We start from the raw sequence: 25,282 nt of genomic DNA on the forward strand, positions 1-25,282 counted from the left end.
ACCGCAAGGCAGCTTTATGTCGAATTCGTCGTTAGGGGGTCCCTTGAATTGCTCCAATATCCTGATGCCAAGGCTGTAGTTCGCGCCCTCGAGCCGGACGAACCCGTGACACTACTGCGTCCGCACGCAGCATCGCGCGCGGCCCGATTCTTCACCGAGAAGTTTCCGGGCAAGGCGATGTATGCCGTAAAGGCGAACCCTTCTCCCGACCTGATCCGCATCCTGTGGGACGCGGGCGTGACGCATTATGACGTCGCCTCCATCGCCGAAGTGCGCATGGTGCGCGATGCGCTGCCCGATGCGACACTGTGCTTCATGCATCCGGTGAAGACCAAGCGCGCCATTCGCGAGGCCTATTTCGAGCACGGGGTGAAGACCTACAGCCTCGATACGCTGGAAGAACTGACGAAGGTCGTGGAAGCGACCACTGCCGAGGATGGCACGCCTGCCAAGGACCTGAACCTGCTGGTTCGCCTGCGTGTTTCCTCGGAGCATTCCGAGCTTTCCCTGGCTGCCAAGTTCGGCGTGGACCTCGTCGACGCAGCGCCGCTGCTTCAGGCCACCCGCCAGCATTGCGACGCGCTGGGCATCTGCTTCCACGTCGGCAGCCAGGCGATGACCCCGTTTGCCTACGTCCAGGCGCTGGAGCGTGTTCGCGCCGCCATCGTGGAGGCTGCGGTTACCGTGGACATCGTCGATGTCGGCGGCGGTTTTCCGAGCGTCTATCCTGATCTCGATCCGCCCGCGCTGGAGGATTACTTCCAGCTTATCCACCAGCACTTCGAGGCGCTGCCGATTTCCTACTCGGCGGACCTCTGGGCGGAGCCGGGCCGCGCGCTGTGCGCGGAATATTCCTCTATCATCGTGAAGGTGGAAAAGCGCCGCGGTGACGAGCTTTACATCAACGACGGTGCCTATGGCGCGCTGTTCGATGCAGCGCATGTCGCCTGGCGCTTCCCCGTGGTGGCGCTGGAGGACGACCTTCTGAAGCCGCTCACGGAATTCTCGTTCTACGGTCCCACCTGCGACGATGCGGATTTCATGAAGGGCCCCTTCATGCTGCCCGAGGATATCCAGGCCGGCGACTATATCGAGATCGGCATGCTGGGTGCCTATGGCGCGGCCATGAAGACCAACTTCAATGGTTTCGGTGCCACCGAGGCGGTGCACGTGGCGGACGAGCCGATGTTCAGCCTCTATCGCGGGGATCGCCCCGATCCGCGCAGCAGCGACAACGTGGTGAGCCTGCGCTGATCACCGGCGCAGGCTCACCGACGAGGGCCATCAATCGAACATGCTGATGCCGCGCGACTCGCGTTCGGTCGAGCGGTGCAGAATGCCCTCGGAAGGCAGTTCCGGCTTGAACGCATCGTGGCAGCCCTCGCAGTTCTCGATCAGCCGGTCGCCGATTGCCCGCCAGGCTTCCACGTCGGTCGATTGTGCCTCGGCCAGGGGCAGGGCATCCTGCCCGATGAGAGTGAGCTGGTCGGACCACTCCTGCCAGGATTCCTCGGCAGTCCACTGCGCGTCGAACTCCCCGCCGCCGGGAATCTTCATCACCTGCCCGCCCAGGATCATGTCGTAGGTGGCGCTGCGAACGAGATCCCAATCGAGTTCGTCCTTGGGCATGTCGCCGTTTCCGACAGTCCAGATGTAGTCCGCCGAATTGTCGATCAGGCCAACCATCGTGGCGTTTATGCTCACCGGCAATTCCGTAAGTGCAGGGCCGGACGAAGCGGTATCTTCGGCTACCGGCTCAGCCTCGTTGCACGAAACCAGCGCAAGGGCCGTCATTGCCAGTCCGACGCAATTGTGAATACGCATAGTCATCTCCCGTTCCGCAACCTCGCAAAGAATATCGGAAGTCGTGCGGGAGCGCGCATTGATGCACGTCAAGGACTGGTTCAGCTTCGAGCGACCGTTACCTGCATGAACTGTGGCTGGCTCTTCTGCCCATCGCCGCCCAGCATGGAATTGGGGTAGTTGCCCGGCGGCAGGGAGGTAAGCGGCATGCCCGCGGCAGCAAGCGCGTAGGGCGATACGCGGTGCCGGGTGCACAGGCCGCCCGAGCCATCGTTGATGAGCGGCGTTTCGAATTCGACGCCGATGGTGGCATCCGCGCTGCGGCGCACTTCGCACACCACCAACTGGCCGCCGCCAAGGTCGAGCACCAGGCCCGTGCCCACGGGAACGCCGACAAGGCCTTCGATCCGGCTACCGGTCTTGCTCAGATCGCGCATCACGGCTTCGTAGCGGTGATCCTCGTGGATTACGCCGATGCGACGGAAAACGCTGCGCCGTTCCGGGCGATAGGTGTCCGGGCCGCTCGGCTCGATCCGGTATCCGCCGCTGGCGATCTCGGCGAGAATATCTTCCTGCGGCCGGGCCTTGGAGTAGATCCAGCCCTGGATGTATTTCGCACCCTTCTCGCAAACGAGGTTGAACTGGTCGAAAGCTTCGACGCCTTCCACCGTCACATCCATGCCCAGCGCATCGGACAGGCCGATGATGGCGGAGATGATCTTGGCGCTGTTCTGGTCTTTCTGGGTGCAGCTGTCGACGAAGCTCTTGTCCACCTTCAGCTTGTCGAACGGGGCGGAGCGCAAGTAGCTGAGCGACGAGTAGCCGGTGCCGAAATCGTCGAGAGCAAGGCGTACGCCCAGGTGCTTGAGCGCGTTGAAAGTCTTTTCCGTGGCTTCGAGGTCGCCGACGAAGATGGTTTCCGTCAGTTCCAGCTCCAGCCTGTCCGGGTCGATCCCGGTTTCAGCCAATGCTTGCGTCACGATGGCGACAAAGCCCTTGTTGGCGAACTGCTTGGCAGACACGTTGACGGCAACCCGCACATTCTCGGGCCACGCCATCGCATCCTCGCATGCGCGGCGCAGCGCCCATTCGCCCAGCCGGTTGATGAGGTCCGAATCCTCGGCAACCGGAATAAAATGGTTCGGCGGGATATTGCCCTTTTCCGGGTGCTCCCAGCGCATCAGCGCCTCGAAGCCGACGATGCTGTTGTCCGCCGTGCTGACGACGGGCTGGTAATGCAGCTTGAGATGGTTTTGCTCCATCGCCTCGCGCATGTCGTCCAGCATGATCTGGCGTTCCTGCTCGACGTCCTTCAGTTCCGCCGAATAGAAGCGATACATGCCGCGCCCGCCGTTCTTCGCAGCATATAACGCGAGGTCGGCAGAGCGGGTCAGTTCGTCGCGCTCCAACCCGTCGTAGGGAGCGATGGATATGCCGACCGAGCAGCCGATGATCGCGCGTTTGCCTTCCACCTGATAGGGGGAGGAAAGCATCTGGATGATCTTGTCGGCCAGTTCGCCCAGTTCTCCGCGATCGTCCACATCGGGCAGGATGACCTGGAATTCGTCGCCGCCAAGCCGACCGATTTCTCCGCGGTTGGCAATGACGGCGCGCAGGCGGTCTCCTACCTGGCGCAGCAGGTCGTCGCCCGCCGGGTGGCCCATGGTGTCGTTGACGTACTTGAACTTGTCGAGATCGAGCAGCATCAGCGCGCACGCACGCTTTGCGGTCTTGTAGGCGGCGAGGGTCGAATCGAGCCGCCGGTCCATCCGGTGGCGATTGGCGAGGCCGGTGAGGGCATCGAACTCGGCCATGCGCGAGTCTTCCAGCTTGCGCTGGAAAGCGACAGTGATGTCCTTGGCGCTGCCGCGATAGCCCTGAAACGAACCGTCAGGGCCCGTCTTGGGATGGCCGGAAAGCGACCACCAGCGCGGCTTGTCGGACTTGCCCACGAAGCGCACGACGAGATCGGTCAGCTTGTTGCGTGCCGAAAGCTGGAAATTGAGCGGGCGGTCGGATTTTTCGTCGGGATTGTCGCGATCGATCTCGAACAGGGTCGAGAGGGGCTGACCGAGCAACTCGTCGGCATCACGGTCGAGACAATCGATGGCTTTTTCGGACAGGTAGACGAGACGGCCTTCGGTGTCGCTGGCCCAGATCCAGCCGATGCCGGCCTGCTCGAAGTCATCGAGCACCTCGCGGCGCAGGGCTTCGTTATCCCTGCTCCGGCTACCGGCAAAACCTCTCAGAAGGCTCGAAACCGCCATGTTGCTCCATCACCCAAAACTGCGGGTCAATGGTCTGACCCGGCATCAGCTTTGGCGAACAATGGTTAACATGGCGCTAAATCTGGCCGATATTCACACCGTAACAGGCGGGATTAATCAGGCAGCTTCGCGCAGTTCGAGGTCCAGCCGGTCCCAGATTTCGACAAGCGCGTCGGCCAGTTCGTCCATCATTGCCTCGGAGTGGGCGGGACCGGGCGTAAAGCGCAGCCGCTCCGTACCGCGCGGCACGGTGGGGAAATTGATCGGCTGCACATAGACGCCGTATTCCGCCAGCAGGATATCGCTGATTTTCTTTGCGCGAACGGGGTCGCCAACCATCAGCGGCACGATGTGCGTCGTGCTGTCCATCACCGGCAGGCCCTTGCCGCGCAGCTTCTGCTTCAGCATGGCGGCAGCGGCCTGCTGCCCGTCACGCTCCACGCTGCTCTGCTTCAGGTGGCGGACGGAGGCGAGCACGCCTGCGACCAGCACGGGGCTGAGCGAGGTGGTGAAGATGAAACCGGGCGCGTAGGAACGGATGCAGTCGATAACCTTCTTGCTGGACGCGACATAGCCGCCCATCACGCCGAAAGCCTTGCCGAGCGTGCCTTCGATCAGGTCGATACGATGCGCAGCGTTGTCCCGCTCCGAAATGCCGCCGCCGTGATCGCCGTACATGCCGACGGCATGGACTTCGTCGATGTAGGTGAGGGCGTTGTACTTCTCCGCCAGGTCGCAGATCGCGTGGATCGGGGCGACATCGCCGTCCATCGAATAGACGCTTTCGAAAGCGATGACCTTGGGCGTCTCCGGGTCTTCCGAGGCAAGCAACTGCTCCAGATGCTCGACATCGTTGTGGCGGAAGATGCGCTTCTCGCAGCCGGAATTGCGGATGCCCGCGATCATGCTGGCGTGGTTCAGCTCGTCCGAGAAAATGATGCAGCCCGGCAGCAGCTTGGCGAGCGTGGAAAGCGTCGCATCGTTGGAAACGTAGCCGCTGGTGAACAGCAGCGCGGCTTCCTTACCGTGCAGGTCGGCAAGTTCGTTTTCGAGCTGGATATGATAGTGCGTGTTGCCGCCGATATTGCGCGTGCCGCCGGAACCCGCGCCGACATCATGCAGCGCTTCTTCCATCGCGGCGACGACCTTGGGGTGCTGGCCCATCGCAAGGTAATCGTTGGAGCACCACACCGTGATCGGCTTCGGGCCGTTGTGCCCGGCGAAACAGCGCGCATTGGGGAAGGCACCCTTGTTGCGCAGGATGTCGATGAAGACGCGGTAACGCCCCTCGGAATGCAGGCGGTCGATGGCCTGGTCGAAGATCTGGTCGTAGTTCAGCGTACCTGTCCAAACTGCGCCGCTACCGGACTCGCGGCTCTTTCTGGCGGCGGATTTAGTCAATAAGTGCGCAGGTTTGAAGCACGAAGTTTGCGAACCGTTCGCATTAAAGTGGCAGTATTCTGCCGATTCCGTATCGTTCAAGTCCGCCGCGAAGAGCTTCGTTATCTTGTCCATCACCCGTCACAATCGCAAAGTCATCATCCTGCCGGTCGAATGACTGGCCTTGCGTGAGGTAGGCGATGCGGCGCGCGATTCCTTGCGCTCCGTCAATGAACTGCACTTTGTTGCCGAAAGCTCCGGCCAGTTCATCCTGCACCAGCGGGAAATGGGTGCAGGCGAGAACGACGGTGTCGATCTCTTCTCCACCCGCCTGCTGGCGCAGGCCCTCGGCAGCGGCGGTGAAGATGGCGGGATCGGGAGTGCCGCCGCGCAGCTTAAGTTCCGCCGCGGCGACAAGGTCGGGCGCGGCATGGCGCAGCAACAGCTTGCCTTGCGCGAATTTCGCCTCGAGGTTGTCGACATAGGCCTGGCGGATGGTGGCGGCTGTGCCGAGCAAGCCGATCGTGCCGGTCCGTGTCATCTCGGCAGCGGGCTTGATCGCGGGCACCGTGCCGACGATCGGCGTTTCCAGCACCTCGCGAACCATGCCCAGCGCGATGGTGCTGGCGGTGTTGCAGGCAATGCAGATCAGGCGAGGGTGGTATCGCTCGGCCAACCGGCCCAGCAGGCCGGCGACGCGCGCGGCAACTTCGGCCTCGGTTTTCTCGCCGTAGGGAATGCCCGCAAGGTCGGCTGCGTAGATGACCGGCGCATCGGGCAATTCGTGCCGCAGCTCGGCAAGCACGGTGAGGCCGCCGAAACCGGAATCGAAAAGCAGGATGGGGGCTGTGGGCTGAACGTCCAAGACAAACTCCGTACGGGCCGAGCTTGTCGAAGCCGGGCACTTCACTTAGGCGCTCAACTAGAGGAAAAGACGGCCCTTCGACAAGCTCGGGGCGAACGGTTATGGGGCATTGATGGAACAGTTTCTTGGATTGCTGCTGGGATATGCCTTCGGCTCGATCCCGTTCGGCCTCCTGCTGGCCAAAGCGGGCGGCATGGGCGACATCCGCAGCGTCGGCAGCGGCAACATCGGCGCGACCAACGTGCTGCGGACGGGATCGAAGAAGCTGGCTGCGGCAACGCTGCTGCTCGATCTGGCGAAAGGGCTGGTGCCAGTCCTGCTTGCCAAGGCCATGTTCGACCAGCCGGAGACTGCCCTAGGCCCCGTCCCTCTCGCTGCCCTTGGCGCGGTTCTGGGGCACTGCTTCCCGATCTGGCTGCGCTTCAAGGGCGGAAAGGGCGTTGCCACGAACGCCGGCGTTTCGTTCGGTCTCACATGGCCGATCGGGCTTGCTTACGCACTGGTCTGGATCGCCGTCGCCTACCTTTCGCGCATCAGTTCACTGGCGGGGATGTGCGCGGTAATAGCCGCCGCAATCGCTGCCGCTGCCCTGGGATATGCTGCCTACGTCCCAGCGCTCGCGATCATCGCCGTGCTCGTGCTGTGGCTGCACCGCGCGAACATCGGCCGCCTTGTTCGCGGTGAGGAGCCGAAGATCGGACAGGGCAAGTGACCGCGGAAAAGCTGTCGCAGGAGGAAGCGTTTGCCCGCATCCAGCTGCTGCGTTCGGCCAATATCGGGCCTGTCAGTTATGCCCAGCTCCTGCGCCGCTTCGGCAATGCCCGCGATGCTGTCGAGGCGTTGCCGGACCTCGCCGCTCGCGGTGCCAAGCGGAACTACAAGGCCGCCCCGCGCGACAGGATCGAGCGCGAGGTGCAGGCCGCGCGCAAGACCGGGGCGCGCTACCTGTTCCACGATCAGCCGGACTATCCCGCCAATCTTGCTGCAATGGACGGCGCGCCGCCTATCGTTACGATGCGCGGCGACCTGTCGCTGGCCTCGCGGCCCTGCGTCGCGATGGTCGGCGCTCGCAACGCATCTGCCGCGGCAGTGAAGCTGGCGCGAGACTTTGCGCGTGAACTGGCGGCGGAGGGCTTCGTGGTCGTCTCCGGCCTCGCCAAGGGTATCGACGGAGCCAGCCACGAAGGCGCCTTCCCGAATACCATCGGCGTTATCGCCAGCGGTATCGACATCGCCTATCCCGCTCAGCACGCCAAGTTGCAGGAGCAGATCGCCAGCGAGGCCCTGCTGATCGCGGAAGAACCGCCGGGAACCGAGCCGCGCGGACAGCAGTTTCCCAAGCGCAACCGCATCATCGCCGGGCTTGCCGTCGGAACCCTGGTCGTGGAAGCCGCGCCGAAGTCCGGCTCGCTCATCACCGCAAGGCTGGCAGGCGAGGCGGGGCGTGAAGTGATGGCCATTCCCGGCCACCCGGCAGACGCCCGCTCCCACGGTTGCAACCAGTTGATCCGCGAAGGCGCCGTGCTTGTGCAGTCCCCGCAGGACGTGGTCGAACTGCTGTCGGGCTTCGACGGCCAGCCCCGCTCAAGCGTGCGCGAAGCCGCTTTCGATTACGCGTTCAGCGAAGCCGACGAGGACCTTCCGGCAGACGACATCGCCGCCATCCTCTCCAGCGCGCCCGTTGCGGTTGACGAATTGGTCCGCCAGTCCGGCACGACGCCGGGCGCGGTGCAGATGGCGCTGCTGGAGCTGGAGATTGCCGGGCGGCTGGAGCGGCACGCCGGTGGGAGAGTAAGCCTTGCCTGATACGCCGAATTCCGCCGTCACTTTCGCGCGGCGCGTCTATATCATAGCCGCGATCTACGGTTTCCTCGCCGTGCCTGCCCTTTACTTCACCGACGCGCCCGATCCCCACCGGCTGCTCTATTTCGCCTTCGCCGGAATCGCGCTCGTCTTTCAGGGCGTGTTCCTCGTCATCGCCCGCGACCCGCGGCGCTACGCCGCTTTCCTGCCGCTGACCGTGTTCGAGAAGGTCAGCTTCGGCATTCCCGCGCTCGCTTTCTGGTCGCAGGGGCAGGCGGCGGACGACATGGCGCTGGGCGGGGCGGTGGATCTCGTCTTCGCCGCGCTCTTCGTTGCCGCGTGGCTGAAGATGCGAAAGGCGGCTTGACGAATCCGGCCAAGGGCCACCACCTTCGCGCGTACGTACACGTGAGGCTCGCGCTGCCGGGCCGGACATCAGGATAGTTCAGTCACAATGCAACTCGTCATCGTTGAGTCGCCCGCCAAGGCGAAAACCATCGAAAAATACCTCGGCAAGGACTTCAAGGTTCTCGCCTCCTACGGCCATGTTCGCGACCTGCCGCCCAAGGACGGTTCGGTGCGACCGGACGAGGACTTCGCGATGGACTGGGAGGTCTATGCCGACCAGCGCAACCGGGCGCAGGTGAAGGCGATCGCCGATGCCGCCAAGGAGGCCGACCGCCTGATCCTCGCCACTGACCCCGACCGCGAGGGCGAGGCGATCAGCTGGCACGTGATGGAGCTTCTGAAGAAGCGCAAGGCGCTGCCGACCAAGGTGGATCGCGTCACCTTCAACGCCATCACCAAGACCGCCGTGACCGAGGCAATGAAGAAACCGCGCGAGCTCGATCAGGACCTGATCGACGCATACCTGGGGCGCCGGGCGCTGGATTACCTGTTCGGTTTCACCCTTTCGCCCGTGCTGTGGCGCAAGCTACCGGGTGCAAAATCGGCAGGCCGCGTGCAGTCCGTGGCGCTGCGCCTGATCTGCGAACGCGAGCGAGAGATCGAGGTGTTCCGGGCGGACGAATATTGGTCCGTGGTCGCCAAGATGGAAGAAGACGGCACCGCGTTCGACGCGCGCCTCGTCCGCTATGACGGCAAGAAGCTGGAGCGGCTTTCCATCGGCGACAAGGGCACGGCCGATGCTGCGAAGGCTGCTGTCGAGAACGGCAATTTCAAGGTCGAGGAAGTCGAGACCAAACCGGTGAAGCGCAACCCCGCGCCGCCGTTCACCACCTCCACCCTGCAACAGGAGGCCGCGCGCAAGCTGGGCTTCTCCGCCAGCCACACCATGCGCTGCGCCCAGACCTTGTACGAAGCGGGCGCGATCACCTACATGCGTACCGACGGTGTGCAGATGGACATGAGCGCGATCATGGCCTGCCGCGATGCGATCGCGGAGCGGTTCTCCGATGACTATCGCCCGGAAAAGCCGCGCTTCTATTCCACCAAGGCGAAGAACGCGCAGGAAGCCCACGAGGCGATCCGGCCCACCAATTTCAGCAAGGATCGCGCCGGGTCGGGCGACGAAGCCAAGCTTTACGAACTGATCTACAAGCGCGCGATGGCGAGCCAGATGGCCACCGCGCAACTGGAGCGCACCACTGTCACCCTGCGTGAGGCGACCGGCAAGCACGAGCTCCGCGCCACCGGGCAGGTGGTGAAGTTCCCCGGCTTCCTGGCGGTCTATTCCGAAAGCTTCGACGAGAAATCGGAAGAGGACGACGACAACCTGCTGCCGATGATGCGCAAGGGCGACAGCCCGGCGAAGAAGGCGGTCGAGGCGACCCAGCACTTCACCCAGCCGCCGCCGCGTTTTAGCGAGGCATCGCTGGTGAAGCGGCTTGAGGAACTGGGTATCGGGCGTCCGTCTACTTACGCATCCACCATCCAGACGCTACGTGATCGCGATTACGTGCGAATGGAGAAAAACCGTTTCTTTGCAGAGGATTCGGGCAGGCTTCTGACAGCATTTCTCGAGCGCTTCTTCCCCCGCTATGTTGCCTACGACTTTACGGCGGAGATGGAGGACGAGCTGGACGAGGTTTCCGGCGGGCGCTTCCAGTACAAGACGCTGCTGGAAAACTTCTGGCGCGACTTCAAGCCCAAGAGCGACGAGGTGATGGAGCGCCAGCCTTCGGAAGTGACCGAGGTGCTCGACACCTTCCTCGAAGATTTCCTCTTTCCCGAACGTGAAGATGGCCACCACCCGCGCTGGTGCCCCTTGTGTGCCGAGCAGGGCCGCGAAGGGGGCGAACTGCACCTGCGCGGTGGCCGCTACGGCGCCTTCATCGGCTGCGTGAACTATCCGGAATGCAATTTCCGTCGCAAGTTCGGCCAGCCGGGCGGCGAGGACGGCAGCAACGATGGCGTAATGGGCGAAGATCCCGAAACCGGCCTGCCGGTGGAGCGCAAGACCGGTCGCTTCGGCCCCTACGTGCAACTGGGCGAGGGCAAGGACGCAAAGCGCGCCTCCATCCCGAAGGATATCGACGATTTCGACCTGGAATGGGCGCTGAAGCTGCTCGCCTTGCCGCGCGTCGTCGGGCAGCATCCCGATACCGGCAAGGATATCGAGGCGGGCCTGTGGCGCTATGGCCCCGCTGTTCGTCACGAGGGCACCTACGGCAAGCTGCAGAACACCGCCGAGATCTTCGAGATCGGCATGAACCGCGCGGTGGACCTGCTGGCGCAATCGGCCAACCGCAAGGGTGGTGGGCGCGGCAGCCGCGAACCGCTGAAGGTGTTCGGCAAGAACGACGCGGGCGACGAGATCAAGCTGATGGACGGCCGCTATGGTGCCTACGTCACCGACGGCACCACGAACGCAACCATCCCCAAGGATACCGACAAGGACCAGCTTACGCTTGAACAGGCGCTGGAGCTGATCGCGGCGAAGGCAGCAAAGGGGCCGGCGAAAAAGAAGCGCAAGGCTCCTGCAAAGAAGAAGACCGCCGCGAAGAAGAAGGCACCGGCCAAGAAGAAAGCGGCCCCGAAGAAGGCGTCGGCGAAGGCGACCGAGGAAAGCTGATGGCGAAGGAGCAGTTCGAACGCCACAAGCAGCCCTGGAACGGTGAAGAGGCGGGCAAGCTTAAACTGCTGGCCGGCAAGGGGCAGGGGCTGAAGCAGATCGCCAAGGCTTTGAACCGCAACGAGGAATCGACGCGGGACTTTGCCAAGAAGAACAAGATCGCCATAGCCAAGAAGCGCTGAACGCAGACTGCGGACTTTTTCGCACTTGCACAATTCTCAACTCGGTCGCACATGGTGGCGATGCAGCGCCACGGCACATTCTCCCACACTCCGCAGACGAGGAAGGTCGCGGATGATCACGCGGGCTTACCCACGCCGCGCCGGTGGTGGGCGATTGCCGCAATCAGCTTCGGCACCGCGCTGCTGGTGATTGACGGTGCGATTGCCAACGTCGCGCTGCCCACCATCGCCCGTGAACTCTCGGTCAGCGAGGCGGCCGTTACCAACGTCGTGACGGTCTACCAGCTCGTGCTGGTGATGCTGCTCCTGCCATTCTCCTCTCTCGGAGATCGGCTCGGACACAGGACGCTCTACCAGGCAGGGCAGGGGCTGTTCATGGTCGCTTCCGCTGCCTGCTTCTTTGTCGAAAGTTTCACCGTCCTGCTGCTGCTGCGCGCCGTGCAGGGCCTCGGTGCTGCAATGGCATTGAGCGTATCGGCGGCGATGCTGCGCCAGATATACCCGGCCAGCAAGCTGGGTACGGGCATGGGCGTCAACTCCGTGATCGTGGCGAGTTCCGCTGCGCTGGCGCCAACACTGGGCGGCTACATCGTCGGCAACCTGCCGTGGCAGATCGTGTTCGTGGCCGCCGCGCCGATGGCTGTCGTCTCGCTCCTGATGGGCCGATCGCTTCCCGATCCCGAACCGCGAGAGCAACCCCCGAAGTGGCGCAGCGCCGTGCTGAGCGCGTTGACCATGCTGTTCCTGGTGGGCGGCATCCAGCTCGGCACGCACGACGCGCTGGGCTGGGGCATTGCGACATTCGTTGCAGGCGTGGTCCTGCTGCTGCTGCTGATCCGGCGCGAACGGCGGCGGGATGCTCCGGTGTTTCCGGTCGACCTGCTTTCGAAGCCGGTCCTGGGCCTTTCGGCACTCGCCAATTTCTGCAGTTTCATTGCCGCGGGCGCGCTGATGCTGGGCCTGCCGTTCCGTCTGGAGATCGGCATGGGCTACGATCCGCAGACCGTTGGCCTGCTGCTGCTGCCGTTCCCGCTGACAATGCTTGTCGTCTCGCCCATCTCTGGCTGGGCGTCGGACCGGATCGCGGCCACAAAGCTGGGCGTGACGGGCATGAGCATCGCGATTGTCGGGCTGCTGCTGCTCGCCACCATGCCCGATCAGCCGGGCGAGTGGGGCATCGCCTGGCGTCTCAGCCTGACGGCGCTCGGCTTCGGCCTGTTCTTCAGCCCCAATTCGCGCCTGCTGATCGGCCGCGCGCCGCGTGATCGGGCCGCGGCGGCAGGCGGCCTGCTCTCCACCTCGCGCCTGTTCGGTCAGACGATGGCGGCAGTCGTGATCGGCATCGTGCTGGCCAGCGGTCTGGGCCTCGGCCCGACCCCGCTCTACGTCAGCTGCGCGCTGGCGGTGGTGGCAGCGATGGCGAGCGTGCTGCGCTTCTCGCAGCGGGACAATCCGGCGAACGGGTAACTGTTGCTTTAGAAGCAAGAGATTTGAGTGTCACCGTAACCTTGCGGCATCCTTGTAGCCGCAGCTCACACATTTGCGGTCTATCGGCCAAATTGCGAAGGGTAGCATGAGTGTGAAGTAGCGCTCGTTACAATTGCGACACCTAAGGAAGGATAAGACTGCCAGGACAAAGAAGCTTAGCATAACCAAAAAAATCGAAACCAGAAGTCCAAGCGCGTACCCCACGGCAACTGCATCCGTCACATCGAAGCTCATAAGAACAAACGCACCGCCAAATGCCAAGACAAATGGGATATAGACCAAAATGAAGGAAACCCAGAACCGCAGGCGTTCGTATCTTAGTGAAATTATCACTTCACCCAGTCCAGCCCGATTTCCTCGTAGACCTCGCGGTTCTCGGCCCATTTCTCGTCCACTTTCACGTGGAGGAAGAGATGGACCTTCACGCCCAGCATTTCCGACAGTTCCTTGCGCGCTGCCTCGCCAATGGCCTTGATGCGGCTGCCCTGCTTGCCCAGCACGATGGGCTTCTGGCTATCGCGCGAGATCACGATCTGCTGGCGCACTTCAACACTGCCGTCGGGACGCTGGGTGTAGCTTTCGGGGCGCACGGCGGCATCGTAGGGCAATTCGTCGTGCAACTGCTGGTAGAGCTGTTCGCGCGTTACTTCGGCGGCCAGCAGGCGCTCGCTGGCGTCGGAGACCTGATCTTCCGGGTAGTGCCACGGGCCTTCCGGCATCAGCGAGGCGAGCTGCTGTTTAAGTTCGGGCACGCCGTCGCCGGTGAGGGCAGAGACGAAGAACACCTCGCTGAAATCGGCGAGCTGGGTGAGCTCCTGCGCCAGTTCCAGCAGCGGCTCTTTCTTGGAGACATCGACCTTGTTTAGGACGAGGATCTTGCGCTCCTTGCGGTCCTTCAACTGCTCCACCAGCGGCATCAGTTCGTGGCGGCGCTGCTTCACGGGGTCCACCACCAGCAACACGGCATCGGCTTCCACCGCGCCTTCCCACGCAGCGCTCACCATCGCGCGGTCGAGGCGGCGTTTCGGCTCGAAGATGCCGGGCGTGTCGACCAGGATCATCTGCACGTTATCCAAGAGGGCAATGCCCAGCAGGCGCGCGCGAGTGGTCTGCGCCTTGGCGCTGGTGATGGCGACCTTCTGGCCGACGAGCTGGTTCACCAGGGTGGACTTGCCCGCGTTGGGCGCGCCGATCACGGCGACAAGACCGCATTTCTGTTCGGACTGCGTCATCCGTATTTCTCCATGAAAAGCCGCGCGGCTTCGGTTTCTGCCTCGCGCTTGCCGCTGGCCGTCGCTTCGACCGCGCCGACCTTGTGAACGCTGACCTGCACGGTGTAGCGGCGGTTGTGATCGGGGCCGGAGGTGTCGGTGACGGAGTATTCCGGCGGGCGCCGCTGGTTCCCGGCGGCCCATTCCTGAAGCGCGCTCTTGGGATGCTTGCGGCGCCCCGTTTCGCCGTCGAACACTTCGCGCCAGAGGTCGCGGATCAAGGCGCTCGTGGGATCGAAACCGGCTTCGAGGAAGTTCGCGCCGATCAGCGATTCCATGATGTCGCCCAGCACGTTGTCGCTATCCTGCGCGCCGTCCTCGCGCGCCTGCTTGCCCATGCGCACGTGTTCGCTGGTGCCGATCGTGCGGGCGCGGCCGGCGCAGGTCTGCTTGCTGACGAGCGCGTTAAGCCGCTGCGCCAGCTTGCCTTCGGCGCTGTTGGAGTGGGCGTAGAGCCAGTCGGCGATGGTGAGGCCCAGGACGCGGTCGCCGAGGAACTCGAGCCGATCGTAATCCTTCGCCTCGCCAAGGCTGCCGTGGGTCAGCGCCTCGTGCCACAGCGCCTCGTCCTTCACGGTGAAGCCGTGGTTCTCCAGCCATTTGCGCGTGGCGGGTTCGAGCGTGCTCATATGCCTTCGAAGATCCGGTTCCAGCGCACGCCGTTGCCCCACGACCAGTACATGAAGCTGGCTTCGGCCACGAGGTTCTCGGTCGGCACCAGGCCCACCCAGCCGCCGGAGACCGACGGACGGCGGCTGTCCTGCGAGTTATCGCGGTTGTCGCCCATCATGAACACGTGGCCATCGGGCACGACGACGGGCGGGGTGTTGTCCACGCCCACTATGCCGAGGTCCAGCACGTTGTAGCTGACGCCGTTGGGCAGCGTTTCGCGGTACTGCGGATAGCGGCAGGCGGGCATGCCGGTCTCTGTCTGCATAGCGAAGCGGCCGGAATAGCAGCGCTCACCCACAGGCAGTTCGACCACGAAATCCTCGATCCGCTCTTTCGGCACCGGCTCACCGTTCAGCACCAGCTGGCCGTCCACCATCTGCACGGTGTCGCCGGGCAGGCCGATCACGCGCTTGATGTAGTCGCTCTTGTCGATGGGATGCTTGAAGATGGCAACGTCGCCATGCTCCGGCAGGCTGGCGAACACCCGGCCCTCGCCCACGTCCACGTCGAACGGCAGCGAGTAGCGCGAGTAGCCGTAGGACCACTTCTGCGCGAACAGGTAGTCGCCCACCAGCAGGCGGGGCATCATGGATTCGGAAGGAATGTTGAAGCTGGTGAAGACGAAGGTGCGGAACAGCAGCACCACGATCACCAGCTTGATCAGGAACCAGCCGAAGCTCTTCCAGTCTTCCTTTTCTTCCGGTTTGGCCTTTTTCGGCTCCACCACTTCGCGCGGGGTTACATTGTCTGTCATCGGCGGCGGTCTTGTTGCGAGAGGGCGCGCGCGTCAAGCGCCGCCTTCCCAAAAGTCGACGGATGGCCGATGCGGACGGTCTAATGTGGAACACCTGGAACACTGTCCTGAAGGAGAAAACAGCGCCTCTCCCACCCGTCTTCGCAAATGCACAAAAAAGCCCCGATTTGCGGTTTCCATTCATGGCGCGAGGGCCTAGCCATGCGAAGAACCGGTAGGAAAGGAATCGCCCCCAGTGAGCATGACCCGCGACGAAGCCTGGAACGCCCTGGCCCTGCATCCCGACCCCACGCTGGAGGAGCTTTTCGCCGCCGATCCGGACCGCGTGGACAAGCTGACCGGGCGGATCGAGCTTGGCGAAGTGGGCATCCGTTTCGACTGGTCGAAAACCCACCTGACCGACGAGCTGCTGGCCGAGTTCGAAGCTCTGGCAGAGGCATCCGACTTCGGCGAAATGCGCGACAGGCTGTTCGGCGGCGAAGTGGTGAACCCAACGGAAAACCGCGCCGCGGAACACTCCGCCCTGCGCGGGGTGGGGCAGGATGCCAGCGTCGAGGAGGCAGAAGCCCTGCGAGAGCGCATGAAGCTGCTCGTCGGCGCGATCCACGAAGGCGCGCTGGGCGAGGTGAAGCACCTGATCCACGTCGGCATCGGCGGCAGCGCGCTCGGCCCGGCGCTGGCCGTGGACGCGCTGGGGCGTGACGACCCGAAGGTCGACGTTCACGTCGTCTCCAATATCGATGGCGTCGCGCTGGAAGAAGCCTTCGCCGCCTGCGATCCGGCCACCACGCTGATCGCGGTCGCCTCCAAGACCTTCACCACCATCGAGACCATGACCAACGCCCACTCGGCGCTGAAGTGGCTGGCGGACAACGGCGTTTCCGATCCCACGGGCCGCGTGATCGCGCTCACCGCTTATCCTGAAAAGGCCGTGGAGTGGGGCGTGGACGAGACGCGCATCCTGCCTTTCGCGGAAAGCGTGGGCGGGCGCTATTCGCTGTGGTCCTCCATCGGCTTTCCCATCGCCATAGCCATCGGGTGGGACGATTTCCAGGCCATGCTGGACGGGGCCGCCGCGATGGACCGGCATTTCCGCGACACCGACGGGCGGGCCAACCTGCCGCTGCGCGCCGCTTTTTCGGACCTGTTCTACCTGCGCCTGCGCGGCTGCCAGACGCGCGCCGTTTTCGCCTATGACGAGCGGCTGCGCCTGCTGCCCGACTACCTGCAACAGCTGGAAATGGAATCGAACGGCAAGCGCGTGACCGTGCACGGGGAGCCGAGCGGCCCGACCGCGCCGATCACCTGGGGCGGTGTGGGCACCGATGCGCAGCATGCCGTGTTCCAGTTGCTGCACCAGGGCACGCACATGGTACCGATAGACTTCATCGCCAGCATCGAGCCGGGCGACATGCTGGACAGCGCCCACCATCACATCCTGCTGATGAATTGTTTTGCGCAAGGCGCCGCGCTGATGGCGGGCAAGCAGAGCGACGACCCGCACCGCAACTATCCCGGCAACCGCCCTTCGGCCACGATCCTGTGCGACGATCTGGATGCGACCACTTTCGGCGCGCTGATCGCCTTCCACGAACACCGCGTGTTCGCCGCTGCCGTGATGCTGGACATCAACCCTTTCGACCAGTTCGGCGTGGAGCTGGGCAAGGAAATCGCGAAGAAGATCGAGAAGGGCGGGGAGCGGTTCGATGCCAGCACCGAAGCGCTTCTGAAAGTGTCCGGACTGGGGTAGCGCGCCCTACCGCTCGGATAACTGACAACTTTTTCGGATAGATCGTTCCCGCCATGCGTTGCGCCGATGTAACGAATGGAAGGAAGAAACATGAGAAAGATGCTGATGGCCACGATGGCCTCCGCCGCCGTACTCGGTCTTGCCGCGTGCGGCTCCGAAGACGTCGAGAATACTCCTGTCGACGATATCGACGAGATCGTCGACGAGGACGAGCCATATCCCGTGGGCGGCGAACTGAACGAAGAACAGCAGGCCAACTACGACGCGATGGACCGCCAGGCGGTGAGCGATGAATACGACGCCAACATGGCGGACATGCAATCCGAAATGAATTCGGGCGGTGGCATGGCCGATGGCTCGATGCAGTCGGGCTCGATGGAAGACGGCGCGATGTCCGGTTCGGGTTCGATGGAGAGCGATAGCATGTCCGAAGGCGACGCCATGTCCGGCGGCGCGTCGATGGACGATGGCGATGCCATGTCCGCTTCGTCCGGCTCCTCGATGCCCGCGCGCAGCGCGATGGACTTCAGCTACCTCGACCGCAACGACGACGGCCAGCTCTCGGTCGCCGAATATGCGATCTGGGCACTGCCGACCAATCCCAATCCGCCCGAACCGAACGATGCACTCGGTCCGCACCTGACGCAGGACGAGATCAACGAAGCGGGACAGACCTTCTTCTACTTCGATGACGACGGGGATTCCTACCTGTCGCAGGAAGAGTTCCAGGATGCCCGCAATTCCGGCCGGGTTGCCTGATCCATTAGAGAAGTTCGTCACGCTGGGGGCGGCGGAAGCGATTCCGCCGCCCCTTGTTCTTGTGGGGGCGAAGAGTGCGAGCCGGTGGCCGGACGGCCGACCTAGAGCAGCACGAAATACATGATGGCCAGCGCCATCATCACAGCGATTGCCGCAATGCATAGCGCCTTCATCGCGGCGCCGGGGCGCGCCTCGTCAGGCATGTCGCACCGTGTCACCACCAGCAGGTTCAGCAGCGCAATCATCGGGGCGACGACGAAGGTGGCTGACGTCACGAAGTCGAGAAACACCGTGAATTCGCGCATCAGGGTGAATAGCGCGACCACGGCAAGGCCCACCAGGATGATGCAGGCGTAGAGGTATCCGCGCCTCGTGGTGCTCTGCTCCTCGCGTCCTTGCCACACGGCCAGCGCCACGGGCACCGCGCGGCAATAGGCGTCGAGCGCGGCGATCACCGTGGTCAGCATCACCGAGAGCGCGGCAATCGAAGCGAGGACAGCGGCGCCCGGACCCAAGGCCTCGCGGTAAAGGCCGATCAGTTGCGCAGCAAAGCCCGGCGCATCGCTGACAGGCGCGATGGCCTGCGAATGCATGACGCCCGCGCCCATGATGCAGAAGCATACGGCCATGAATGCCGTCATCACGTAGGGCCAGCGGAAGGTCGCCCGCGCTTCCTCGATCCCCGGGTGGGCTTCGGGCGGCAGGCTGCGATCTGCCTCCACTTTCCACACGGATACGATGACGGAAACGTCCATCGGGTTGGGCATGAAGCCGGCCAGGGCCACGATGAACAGCAAGGCCATCGTTTCCTGCGTCCAGGCGAAGTCGGCAAGCGTGCCCCATTCGACGCGGGGCAGCACCATCGCGGTGGTGATGAGGGTGGAGATGACGAGGAAGGCCAGCATCACCGCGTTCACCCGGTCCAGCAGGCGATAGCCGCCCACCAGCAGAAGGGCCGACGCCGTCACCAGCACGATGGACGCAAGCGCGGGCATGGAGATGGTCAGGCCGAAGACGGCTGCCACGATCCCCGCCGTCGCCGCCGCCAGCGCCGCCCAGACGATCGGCACCAGCGGGATCACCGTCACGAGAAACAGCGCCAGCGCCCACATCCCCAGCTCGCGATAGCCGGTCAGCAGCGACGCTCGCCGGGCATGGCTGAAATCCACGCCGAAGCGGAAGGCGGGGTACTTGAGCAGGTTGGCGAGCACGATCACGATGATGAGCGCCGCCCCGAACATGGCGCCCGCACGCGTCGACTGGACGAGGTGGGAGGTGCCGATGGCAGCACCGGTGAACAGCAGGCCCGGCCCGGCCATCCGCCGCAGTATCGATGCTTGCACCGTGCGTCACTCCCCCAATTCCCTTCTCGAATGCTGCGCCGATCCGGCCCCCGAGGCAACCGGAATCGCGTCGTCTGCGCGTGAAACCGATTGACTTATCGCCCGCTCTTCACCACATGCCGCCCATCGAAGCGCGCGCCAGCGTGAAGCGGTGGACGAGACAAATCCCACCCCGGCAGCCCTTCGGTCCTTTTTCCAAAGCTTCCCTTTTCACGCGGGCGGTTTTCAAACCCCGCGATGGCGCGCGCCGTGCAGGCTGCGTGCCTGTCGCATATATTGCGAGTTAAACACGTATAATGACTATCCAATTTTCCGATCTCGGGCTGTCGCAGCCGGTGATGCAGGCCCTCGACATGCAGGGCTACAAGGAACCCACGCCCATCCAGGCACAGGCCATCTCGCCCGTGCTGGAAGGGCGCGACCTTCTGGGCATCGCGCAGACGGGCACCGGCAAGACCGCGGCTTTCATGCTTCCCAGCATCGACAACCTGCGCAAGGCCGATAACAACATTCCCTTCAAGTCCTGCCGCATGCTGGTGCTCGCCCCGACGCGCGAACTGGCCGGGCAGATCGCCCAGAGCGCCAAGGACTACGGCGCGCTGGCGGGCCTGAAGGTGCATTCCATCGTCGGCGGCACGTCGGTGAACAAGGATCGCAACAAGCTGCACCGCGGCTGCGATATCCTGGTGGCAACGCCGGGCCGCCTGCTCGACCTGATCGACCAGAAGGCCTTCAACCTCTCTGGCCTCGAGATCCTGGTGCTGGACGAAGCCGACCAGATGCTGGACCTGGGCTTCATCCACGCCTTGCGCCGCATCCGCGAGCTGGCCCCGGCCGATCGCCAGACGCTGTTCTTCAGCGCCACGATGCCCAAGCAGATCAAGGAGCTGGTGAGCGGCTATTGCAACGACCCGGTGCAGGTATCCGTAACCCCTGCCTCCAGCACGGCGGAGCGGATCGACCAGTACCTGTTCATGGTGCAGCAGGACGAGAAGCAGACGCTGCTGGAGATGATCCTGCTCGAAAAGCACCCGACGCCGGGCGAGTTCGAGCGCGTGCTGATCTTCACTCGCACCAAGCACGGCGCGGACCGCGTGGTGAAGAAGCTGGGCCAGCGCGGCATCCCCGCCAACGCCATCCACGGCAACAAGAGCCAGCCGCAGCGCGAACGCGCGCTGAGCGAGTTCAAGTCCGCCAAGACGCCCGTTCTCGTCGCGACCGACGTTGCCGCGCGCGGGATCGACATTCCCGGCGTCAGCCACGTGATCAACTACGAGCTGCCCAACGTGCCCGAGCAGTACGTCCACCGCATCGGCCGCACCGCGCGTGCGGGTGCCGACGGGGTGGCGATTGCCTTCTGCGCCGAGGACGAACGCGCTTACCTCAAGGACATCAACAAGCAGACCGACGCCAGCTTCGAGCGCCTGCCGCTGCCGGACAATTTCCGCGCCGTGGTGGAAGGCGTCGGGCCGACCAAGCCCGAACCGCGCCAGCCGCGCCAGCGGGTGAAGCCCAAGCCGCGCGGTGCCTCGGCCGACCGCCTGAACGACAAGCCGCAGGGCAATCGCGGTAGCGGCAACCGTCGTCGCGGTGGCAAGCCCGGTGGTGGCCAAGGTCAGGGCGGTGGTCGTCCGAACCGCGGCCAGCGTCGCGGCGGTCGCGGCCGTTCGCAGGGTTCCTCGCAAGGATAAGAATGCCAAGGATAGCCTAATCTTAACCACGCGCGCTCTAGGACACTTTCGTACTGGAGCGCGCGAGGGATAAGGCTACGTATGATCAGGACGAAGACCGCTATTGTCGTTGGCGCAGGTGCCGCGGCCGAAGTGGAACTGCTGGGCCAGCGCGAGATGCTGGGCAAGATCGCGCAAGGCTTCGATTTCCAGCGGCTCGGCAGCGACCTGGCAACGCCGGAGATCGAGCAATTCGACAAGCTTTTCAAACGGGTGAAGGGCGAAGGTGAGAACCTGCGCGATGCCGGGATGCGCATTCGCGCCGGCTCTCGTCTTTCCAGTTCGATCCACGCGCTGTTGCAGCAGCACGGCGAGGACAAGCACGTGAAGGCCGCGGGCAAGCTGGCCATTGCGCATTTCACCTTGCAGGCAGAGCGCCAGTCCGCGATGGAGGCAGAACCGCGCGATCCGGGCGACATGCCATTCCGCGGGTCCGAAAACTGGCTGTTCCAGCTCGGTTACATGGTGGTGGACGGGGTCTCCCGCTCCCGCGCAGAGCACTGTTTCGACAACCTGCATATCGTCAATTTCAACTGCGACCGCTCCATCGAGCATTACATGCCGTGGGTGCTCCATTCCGGTTTCGGCATGCCGATCACCGAAGCGCAGGACCTGTGCGCGGAGAAGCTGAAGGTCGTGCAGCCCTACGGCCGTGCCGGCCGGCTCGAATGGCAGACCGGGTCCGATGAGGAGGCTGAATGGGGCGCGGACAATCCGAAGGCCCTGTTCAAGGTTGCCGAGGGCATTCGCACCGCCAGCGAGTTTTCCGAGGATCGCCAACTGAAGGCTTCCCTGCAGGCGGGACTGGCGAACGCGCGCCGTCTTGCCTTCATCGGTTTCGACTTCAATTCGCTCGATACCTCGCTGCTGTTCCAGGAACGGTTGACCCACGGTCCGGACGTGCTTGTGGCGCTTCGCGAAGGTGAGAAGGAGAAGGTCGATACCATCAGCCGCGTGCTGAGGAATCTCGGCGGCATCGCGCCAGAAGCACTGGTGGCCATGCATGTGGGGCCAAGCTGGCAGATGCTGGCCAACCACGGCCTCATGATCGAAAGCTGACGGCCAGCGTCCAGCAGCAGCGAACTTGAAACCCCAAGCCTGAAAACCCAAACCTGAAACCCAAAACTTGAAACCCTTGCCCCACGGCGAACGTATGGCCATGGACCTTACGAAATTGCCACAAGCAGGAGTTTCCCTCGCCCATGTCCGACTACGACTTTGACCTCTTCACCATCGGTGCAGGCTCCGGCGGAGTGCGCGCCAGCCGCGTTTCTGCCGCCCACGGCGCGAAAGTGGCAATCGCGGAAGAGCACCGCGTCGGGGGCACATGCGTGATCCGGGGCTGCGTGCCCAAGAAGATGCTCGTCTACGGCGCGCATTTCGCGGAGGACCTGGAGGATTGCCAGAAATTCGGCTGGGAGATCGAGGGCAAGACTTTCGACTGGAAGAAGCTGCGCGATAACGTGCTGAACGATGTCGACCGGCTGGAGGGCGCCTACACGGACACGCTGGAGAACCACGACGTCCAGATTTTCAAGCAGCGCGCCACCGTCACCGGCCCGCACGAGGTCACGCTCGCCGATGGCACGAAATACACGGCGAAATATATCCTGATCGCAACCGGCGCCCATCCGCGCATGCCCACCTGCGAGGGCGCGGAGCACGCGATCAGTTCCAACGAGGCATTTCACCTGGACGAATTGCCGAAGAAGATCCTGATCGCGGGCGGCGGCTATATCGCCAATGAGTTTGCGGGCATTTTCAACGAGTTCGGCTGCGACGTTCACGTCATCAATCGCGGCGACCGCCTGCTGCGCTCTTACGATGAGGGCGTGCGGGACAGGTTGCTGCAAATTTCGACGATGAAGGGCATCAAGTTCCGCTTCAACACCACCTTCGAATACATCAAGCCGTGCGATGAAGGCGGCTATTTCGTGAAGCTTTCCGATTCCGACGAGGAGAAAGCGGATCTGGTGATGTTCGCCGTGGGCCGGGTCCCCAATACGAAGGACCTGGGACTGGAAAACGCAGGCGTCGAACTGGGCGAAAACGGCGAGGTGAAGGTCGACCGGTTCAGCAAGACCAATGTCGACCACATCTATGCCGTGGGCGACGTGACCGACCGCGTGCAACTGACGCCCGTGGCGATCCGCGAGGGGCAGGCCTTTGCCGACAGCGTGTTCGGCGATGGCGATCCCGTGGCGGTGGACCACAGCTGCGTCCCCAGCGCCGTTTTCAGCCACCCGCCCATCGCCGCCGTTGGCATGACGGAGGGCGAAGCGAAGAACAAGCTGGGCAGCGTGAAGGTCTACCTCAGCGATTTCCGCCCGATGAAGAACGTGCTGGCGGGCCGTAACGAACGCAGCCTGATCAAGATGATCTGCGACGGCGAGAACGGCAAGATCGTGGGCATCCACATGATCGCGCCCGACGCGCCGGAGATGATGCAGGCCGCCGCCATCGCGGTGAAGGCCGGGCTGACCAAGGCCGATTTCGACGCGACCACGGCGATTCACCCGACAATGGCGGAAGAACTGGTGCTGATGCGCTAGGCTTCTGCCGCCAGCGCCGATTTGACCGAAACCGTTTCTCGTGCAACGGCTTTTGCCAAGTGAAGGAGAGCCGACTTGTCCGCCAATATCGCCGAAATGGAACGCCGCCGTGAAGCTGCCCGCATGGGTGGGGGCCAGAAGCGCATCGATGCCCAGCATGCCAAGGGCAAGCTGACCGCGCGCGAGCGGCTCGACGTGCTGCTGGACGAAGGCAGTTTCGAGGAACTCGATACCTATGTCGAGCACGACTGCGTCGATTTCGGAATGCAGGACCAGAAGATTCCGGGCGATGGCGTCGTGACCGGCAGCGGCACGATCAACGGGCGGCTTGTCTACGTGTTCAGCCAGGACTTTACCGTGTTCGGCGGCAGTCTGTCGAAGCGCCACGCGGAGAAAATCTGCAAGGTGATGGACAACGCCATGAAAGTCGGCGCGCCGGTGATCGGCTTGAACGACAGCGGCGGGGCGCGCATCCAGGAGGGCGTGGCCAGCCTCGGCGGCTATGCCGAGGTGTTCCAGAAGAACGTGCTGGCATCGGGCGTCATCCCGCAGCTCAGCCTCATCATGGGGCCGTGCGCGGGCGGGGCGGTCTATTCGCCGGCCATGACGGACTTCATCTTCATGGTGAAGGACAGCTCCTACATGTTCGTGACCGGGCCGGACGTGGTGAAGACCGTCACCAACGAGGAAGTGACGCAGGAAGACCTGGGCGGCGCGGTGGTGCACACCACCAAGACGAGCGTTGCCGACCTTGCGCTGGAGAACGATATCGAGGCGCTGCTGGCCGCGCGCGAACTGATCGGCTTCGTGCCGGAGAGCAACCGCGATCCGCTGCCCGAACTGCCGACCGACGATCCGTGGGACCGCGTGGAGGACAGCCTCGACACGCTGATCCCCGCCAGTTCCAACATGCCCTATGACATGCACGAACTGATCCGTAAGGTGGTGGACGACGGCAACTTCTTCGAAATCCAGCCCAAGCACGGCGCGAACATCATCACCGGCTTCGGGCGGATCGAGGGCAAGCCCGTGGGCTTCGTCGCCAACCAGCCGATGGTGCTCGCTGGCGTGCTGGATATCGACGCCAGCCGCAAGGCCGCGCGCTTCGTGCGGTTCTGCGACGCCTTCAGTATTCCGATCGTGACCTTCGTGGACGTGCCCGGCTTCCTTCCCGGCACCAGCCAGGAGCACAACGGCATCATCAAGCACGGGGCGAAGCTGCTGTTCGCCTATGCCGAGGCGACCGTGCCCAAGATCACCGTGATCACCCGCAAGGCCTATGGCGGTGCCTACGACGTGATGGCATCGAAGCACTTGCGCGGTGATCTCAACTACGCCTGGCCCACCGCCGAGATCGCCGTGATGGGCGCGAAAGGCGCGGTGGAGATCATCTTCCGCCAGGACCGCGACAACCCCGAGAAGATCGCCGAGAAGACGAAGGAATACGAAGACCGCTTCGCCAACCCCTTCGTCGCGGCATCGCGCGGCTACATCGACGAGGTGATCTACCCCCACTCCACCCGCCGCCGCATCGCGCTGGGGCTACGCAAACTTGCGGGCAAGAAGCTCGAGAACCCTTGGAAGAAACACGATAACTTGCCGTTGTAAGCATTCGCTTGCGGGACGCCG

21 protein-coding genes are annotated in these 25,282 nt (G+C 63.6%); 13 read left to right on the forward strand and 8 right to left on the reverse strand.

Features of this window, described 5'->3' with window-relative positions; all coding sequences use genetic code 11:
* Positions 1-48: 48 nt before the first annotated feature.
* The gene (locus tag ABFX23_RS11045; protein WP_346033106.1) at positions 49-1,254 is read left to right on the forward strand and encodes a type III PLP-dependent enzyme; all 1,206 of its coding nucleotides are present in this window, start codon (positions 49-51) and stop codon (positions 1,252-1,254) included.
* Positions 1,255-1,284: 30 nt separating this feature from the next.
* On the opposite strand, the gene ABFX23_RS11050 is transcribed toward ABFX23_RS11045, so the two are convergent.
* From ABFX23_RS11050 to murI, 4 genes are all read right to left on the reverse strand, one after another.
* Positions 1,285-1,824, reverse strand: a complete 540-nt coding sequence (locus ABFX23_RS11050) for a hypothetical protein (protein WP_346033107.1) — start codon at positions 1,822-1,824, stop codon at positions 1,285-1,287.
* A gap of 80 nt (positions 1,825-1,904) precedes the next feature.
* Positions 1,905-4,070, reverse strand: coding sequence for a putative bifunctional diguanylate cyclase/phosphodiesterase (locus tag ABFX23_RS11055; protein ID WP_346033108.1), 2,166 nt, complete (start codon positions 4,068-4,070; stop codon positions 1,905-1,907).
* Positions 4,071-4,187: 117 nt separating this feature from the next.
* Complete coding sequence (gene hemA, locus ABFX23_RS11060) at positions 4,188-5,408, reverse strand: 5-aminolevulinate synthase (protein ID WP_346033391.1); 1,221 nt, start codon at positions 5,406-5,408, stop codon at positions 4,188-4,190.
* Between the two features lie 106 nt (positions 5,409-5,514).
* Entirely contained in the window at positions 5,515-6,315 is an 801-nt protein-coding gene (gene murI / locus ABFX23_RS11065; protein WP_346033109.1) for a glutamate racemase, read from the reverse strand.
* 112 nt (positions 6,316-6,427) lie between these two features.
* Between murI and plsY the strand changes: the two genes are divergently transcribed.
* The 6 genes from plsY to ABFX23_RS11095 all read left to right on the forward strand — a co-directional run bounded on the left by plsY (position 6,428) and on the right by ABFX23_RS11095 (position 12,801).
* Positions 6,428-7,027: a glycerol-3-phosphate 1-O-acyltransferase PlsY gene (gene plsY / locus ABFX23_RS11070; RefSeq protein WP_346033110.1), complete on the forward strand. Its 600-nt coding sequence runs from the start codon at positions 6,428-6,430 to the stop codon at positions 7,025-7,027.
* Positions 7,024-8,121, forward strand: coding sequence for a DNA-processing protein DprA (gene dprA, locus ABFX23_RS11075; RefSeq protein ID WP_346033111.1), 1,098 nt, complete (start codon positions 7,024-7,026; stop codon positions 8,119-8,121). The genes plsY and dprA overlap by 4 nt, the downstream gene beginning before the upstream one ends.
* The gene (locus ABFX23_RS11080; RefSeq protein WP_346033112.1) at positions 8,114-8,485 is read left to right on the forward strand and encodes a hypothetical protein; all 372 of its coding nucleotides are present in this window, start codon (positions 8,114-8,116) and stop codon (positions 8,483-8,485) included. Before dprA ends, ABFX23_RS11080 begins: the two co-directional genes overlap by 8 nt.
* Positions 8,486-8,572: 87 nt before the next feature.
* The gene (topA, locus tag ABFX23_RS11085) at positions 8,573-11,152 is read left to right on the forward strand and encodes a type I DNA topoisomerase (RefSeq protein ID WP_346033113.1); all 2,580 of its coding nucleotides are present in this window, start codon (positions 8,573-8,575) and stop codon (positions 11,150-11,152) included.
* Complete coding sequence (locus ABFX23_RS11090) at positions 11,152-11,334, forward strand: hypothetical protein (protein ID WP_346033114.1); 183 nt, start codon at positions 11,152-11,154, stop codon at positions 11,332-11,334. The genes topA and ABFX23_RS11090 overlap by 1 nt, the downstream gene beginning before the upstream one ends.
* A 60-nt stretch (positions 11,335-11,394) precedes the next feature.
* On the forward strand, positions 11,395-12,801 hold the full coding sequence (locus ABFX23_RS11095; RefSeq protein ID WP_346033115.1) for an MFS transporter: 1,407 nt from the start codon (positions 11,395-11,397) through the stop codon (positions 12,799-12,801).
* Positions 12,802-13,151: 350 nt separating this feature from the next.
* On the opposite strand, the gene era is transcribed toward ABFX23_RS11095, so the two are convergent.
* The 3 genes from era to lepB are packed head-to-tail and all read right to left on the reverse strand — an operon-like array spanning position 13,152 to position 15,519.
* Positions 13,152-14,054, reverse strand: a complete 903-nt coding sequence (gene era, locus ABFX23_RS11100) for a GTPase Era (protein ID WP_346033116.1) — start codon at positions 14,052-14,054, stop codon at positions 13,152-13,154.
* The gene (rnc, locus tag ABFX23_RS11105) at positions 14,051-14,722 is read right to left on the reverse strand and encodes a ribonuclease III (RefSeq protein WP_346033117.1); all 672 of its coding nucleotides are present in this window, start codon (positions 14,720-14,722) and stop codon (positions 14,051-14,053) included. Before rnc ends, era begins: the two co-directional genes overlap by 4 nt.
* Positions 14,719-15,519 (reverse strand): signal peptidase I, encoded by an 801-nt coding sequence (lepB, locus tag ABFX23_RS11110; RefSeq protein WP_346033118.1) that lies wholly within the window; start codon positions 15,517-15,519, stop codon positions 14,719-14,721. Before lepB ends, rnc begins: the two co-directional genes overlap by 4 nt.
* A 241-nt stretch (positions 15,520-15,760) precedes the next feature.
* On the opposite strand from lepB, the gene pgi reads away from it, so the two are divergent.
* Entirely contained in the window at positions 15,761-17,269 is a 1,509-nt protein-coding gene (pgi, locus tag ABFX23_RS11115; RefSeq protein ID WP_346033392.1) for a glucose-6-phosphate isomerase, read from the forward strand.
* A 90-nt stretch (positions 17,270-17,359) separates the two neighbouring features.
* The gene (locus ABFX23_RS11120; RefSeq protein WP_346033119.1) at positions 17,360-18,028 is read left to right on the forward strand and encodes an EF-hand domain-containing protein; all 669 of its coding nucleotides are present in this window, start codon (positions 17,360-17,362) and stop codon (positions 18,026-18,028) included.
* Positions 18,029-18,129: 101 nt separating this feature from the next.
* On the opposite strand, the gene ABFX23_RS11125 is transcribed toward ABFX23_RS11120, so the two are convergent.
* On the reverse strand, positions 18,130-19,371 hold the full coding sequence (locus ABFX23_RS11125; protein ID WP_346033120.1) for an NRAMP family divalent metal transporter: 1,242 nt from the start codon (positions 19,369-19,371) through the stop codon (positions 18,130-18,132).
* Between the two features lie 296 nt (positions 19,372-19,667).
* Here ABFX23_RS11125 and ABFX23_RS11130 point away from each other — a divergent pair, with 296 nt between their 5' ends.
* The 4 genes from ABFX23_RS11130 to ABFX23_RS11145 all read left to right on the forward strand — a co-directional run bounded on the left by ABFX23_RS11130 (position 19,668) and on the right by ABFX23_RS11145 (position 25,261).
* Positions 19,668-21,062 carry a DEAD/DEAH box helicase gene (locus ABFX23_RS11130; RefSeq protein ID WP_346033121.1) on the forward strand — a complete coding sequence of 465 codons (1,395 nt, stop codon included), beginning with the start codon at positions 19,668-19,670 and terminating at the stop codon, positions 21,060-21,062.
* Positions 21,063-21,143: 81 nt separating this feature from the next.
* Positions 21,144-22,160, forward strand: coding sequence for a hypothetical protein (locus ABFX23_RS11135; RefSeq protein WP_346033122.1), 1,017 nt, complete (start codon positions 21,144-21,146; stop codon positions 22,158-22,160).
* Positions 22,161-22,303: 143 nt separating this feature from the next.
* Positions 22,304-23,653, forward strand: coding sequence for a glutathione-disulfide reductase (gorA, locus tag ABFX23_RS11140; RefSeq protein ID WP_346033123.1), 1,350 nt, complete (start codon positions 22,304-22,306; stop codon positions 23,651-23,653).
* A 75-nt stretch (positions 23,654-23,728) separates the two neighbouring features.
* Positions 23,729-25,261, forward strand: a complete 1,533-nt coding sequence (locus ABFX23_RS11145; RefSeq protein ID WP_346033124.1) for an acyl-CoA carboxylase subunit beta — start codon at positions 23,729-23,731, stop codon at positions 25,259-25,261.
* Positions 25,262-25,282: the final 21 nt, after the last annotated feature.

Source organism: Erythrobacter westpacificensis (genome assembly GCF_039542285.1).
Taxonomy (GTDB): Bacteria; Pseudomonadota; Alphaproteobacteria; order Sphingomonadales; family Sphingomonadaceae; genus Alteraurantiacibacter; species Alteraurantiacibacter westpacificensis.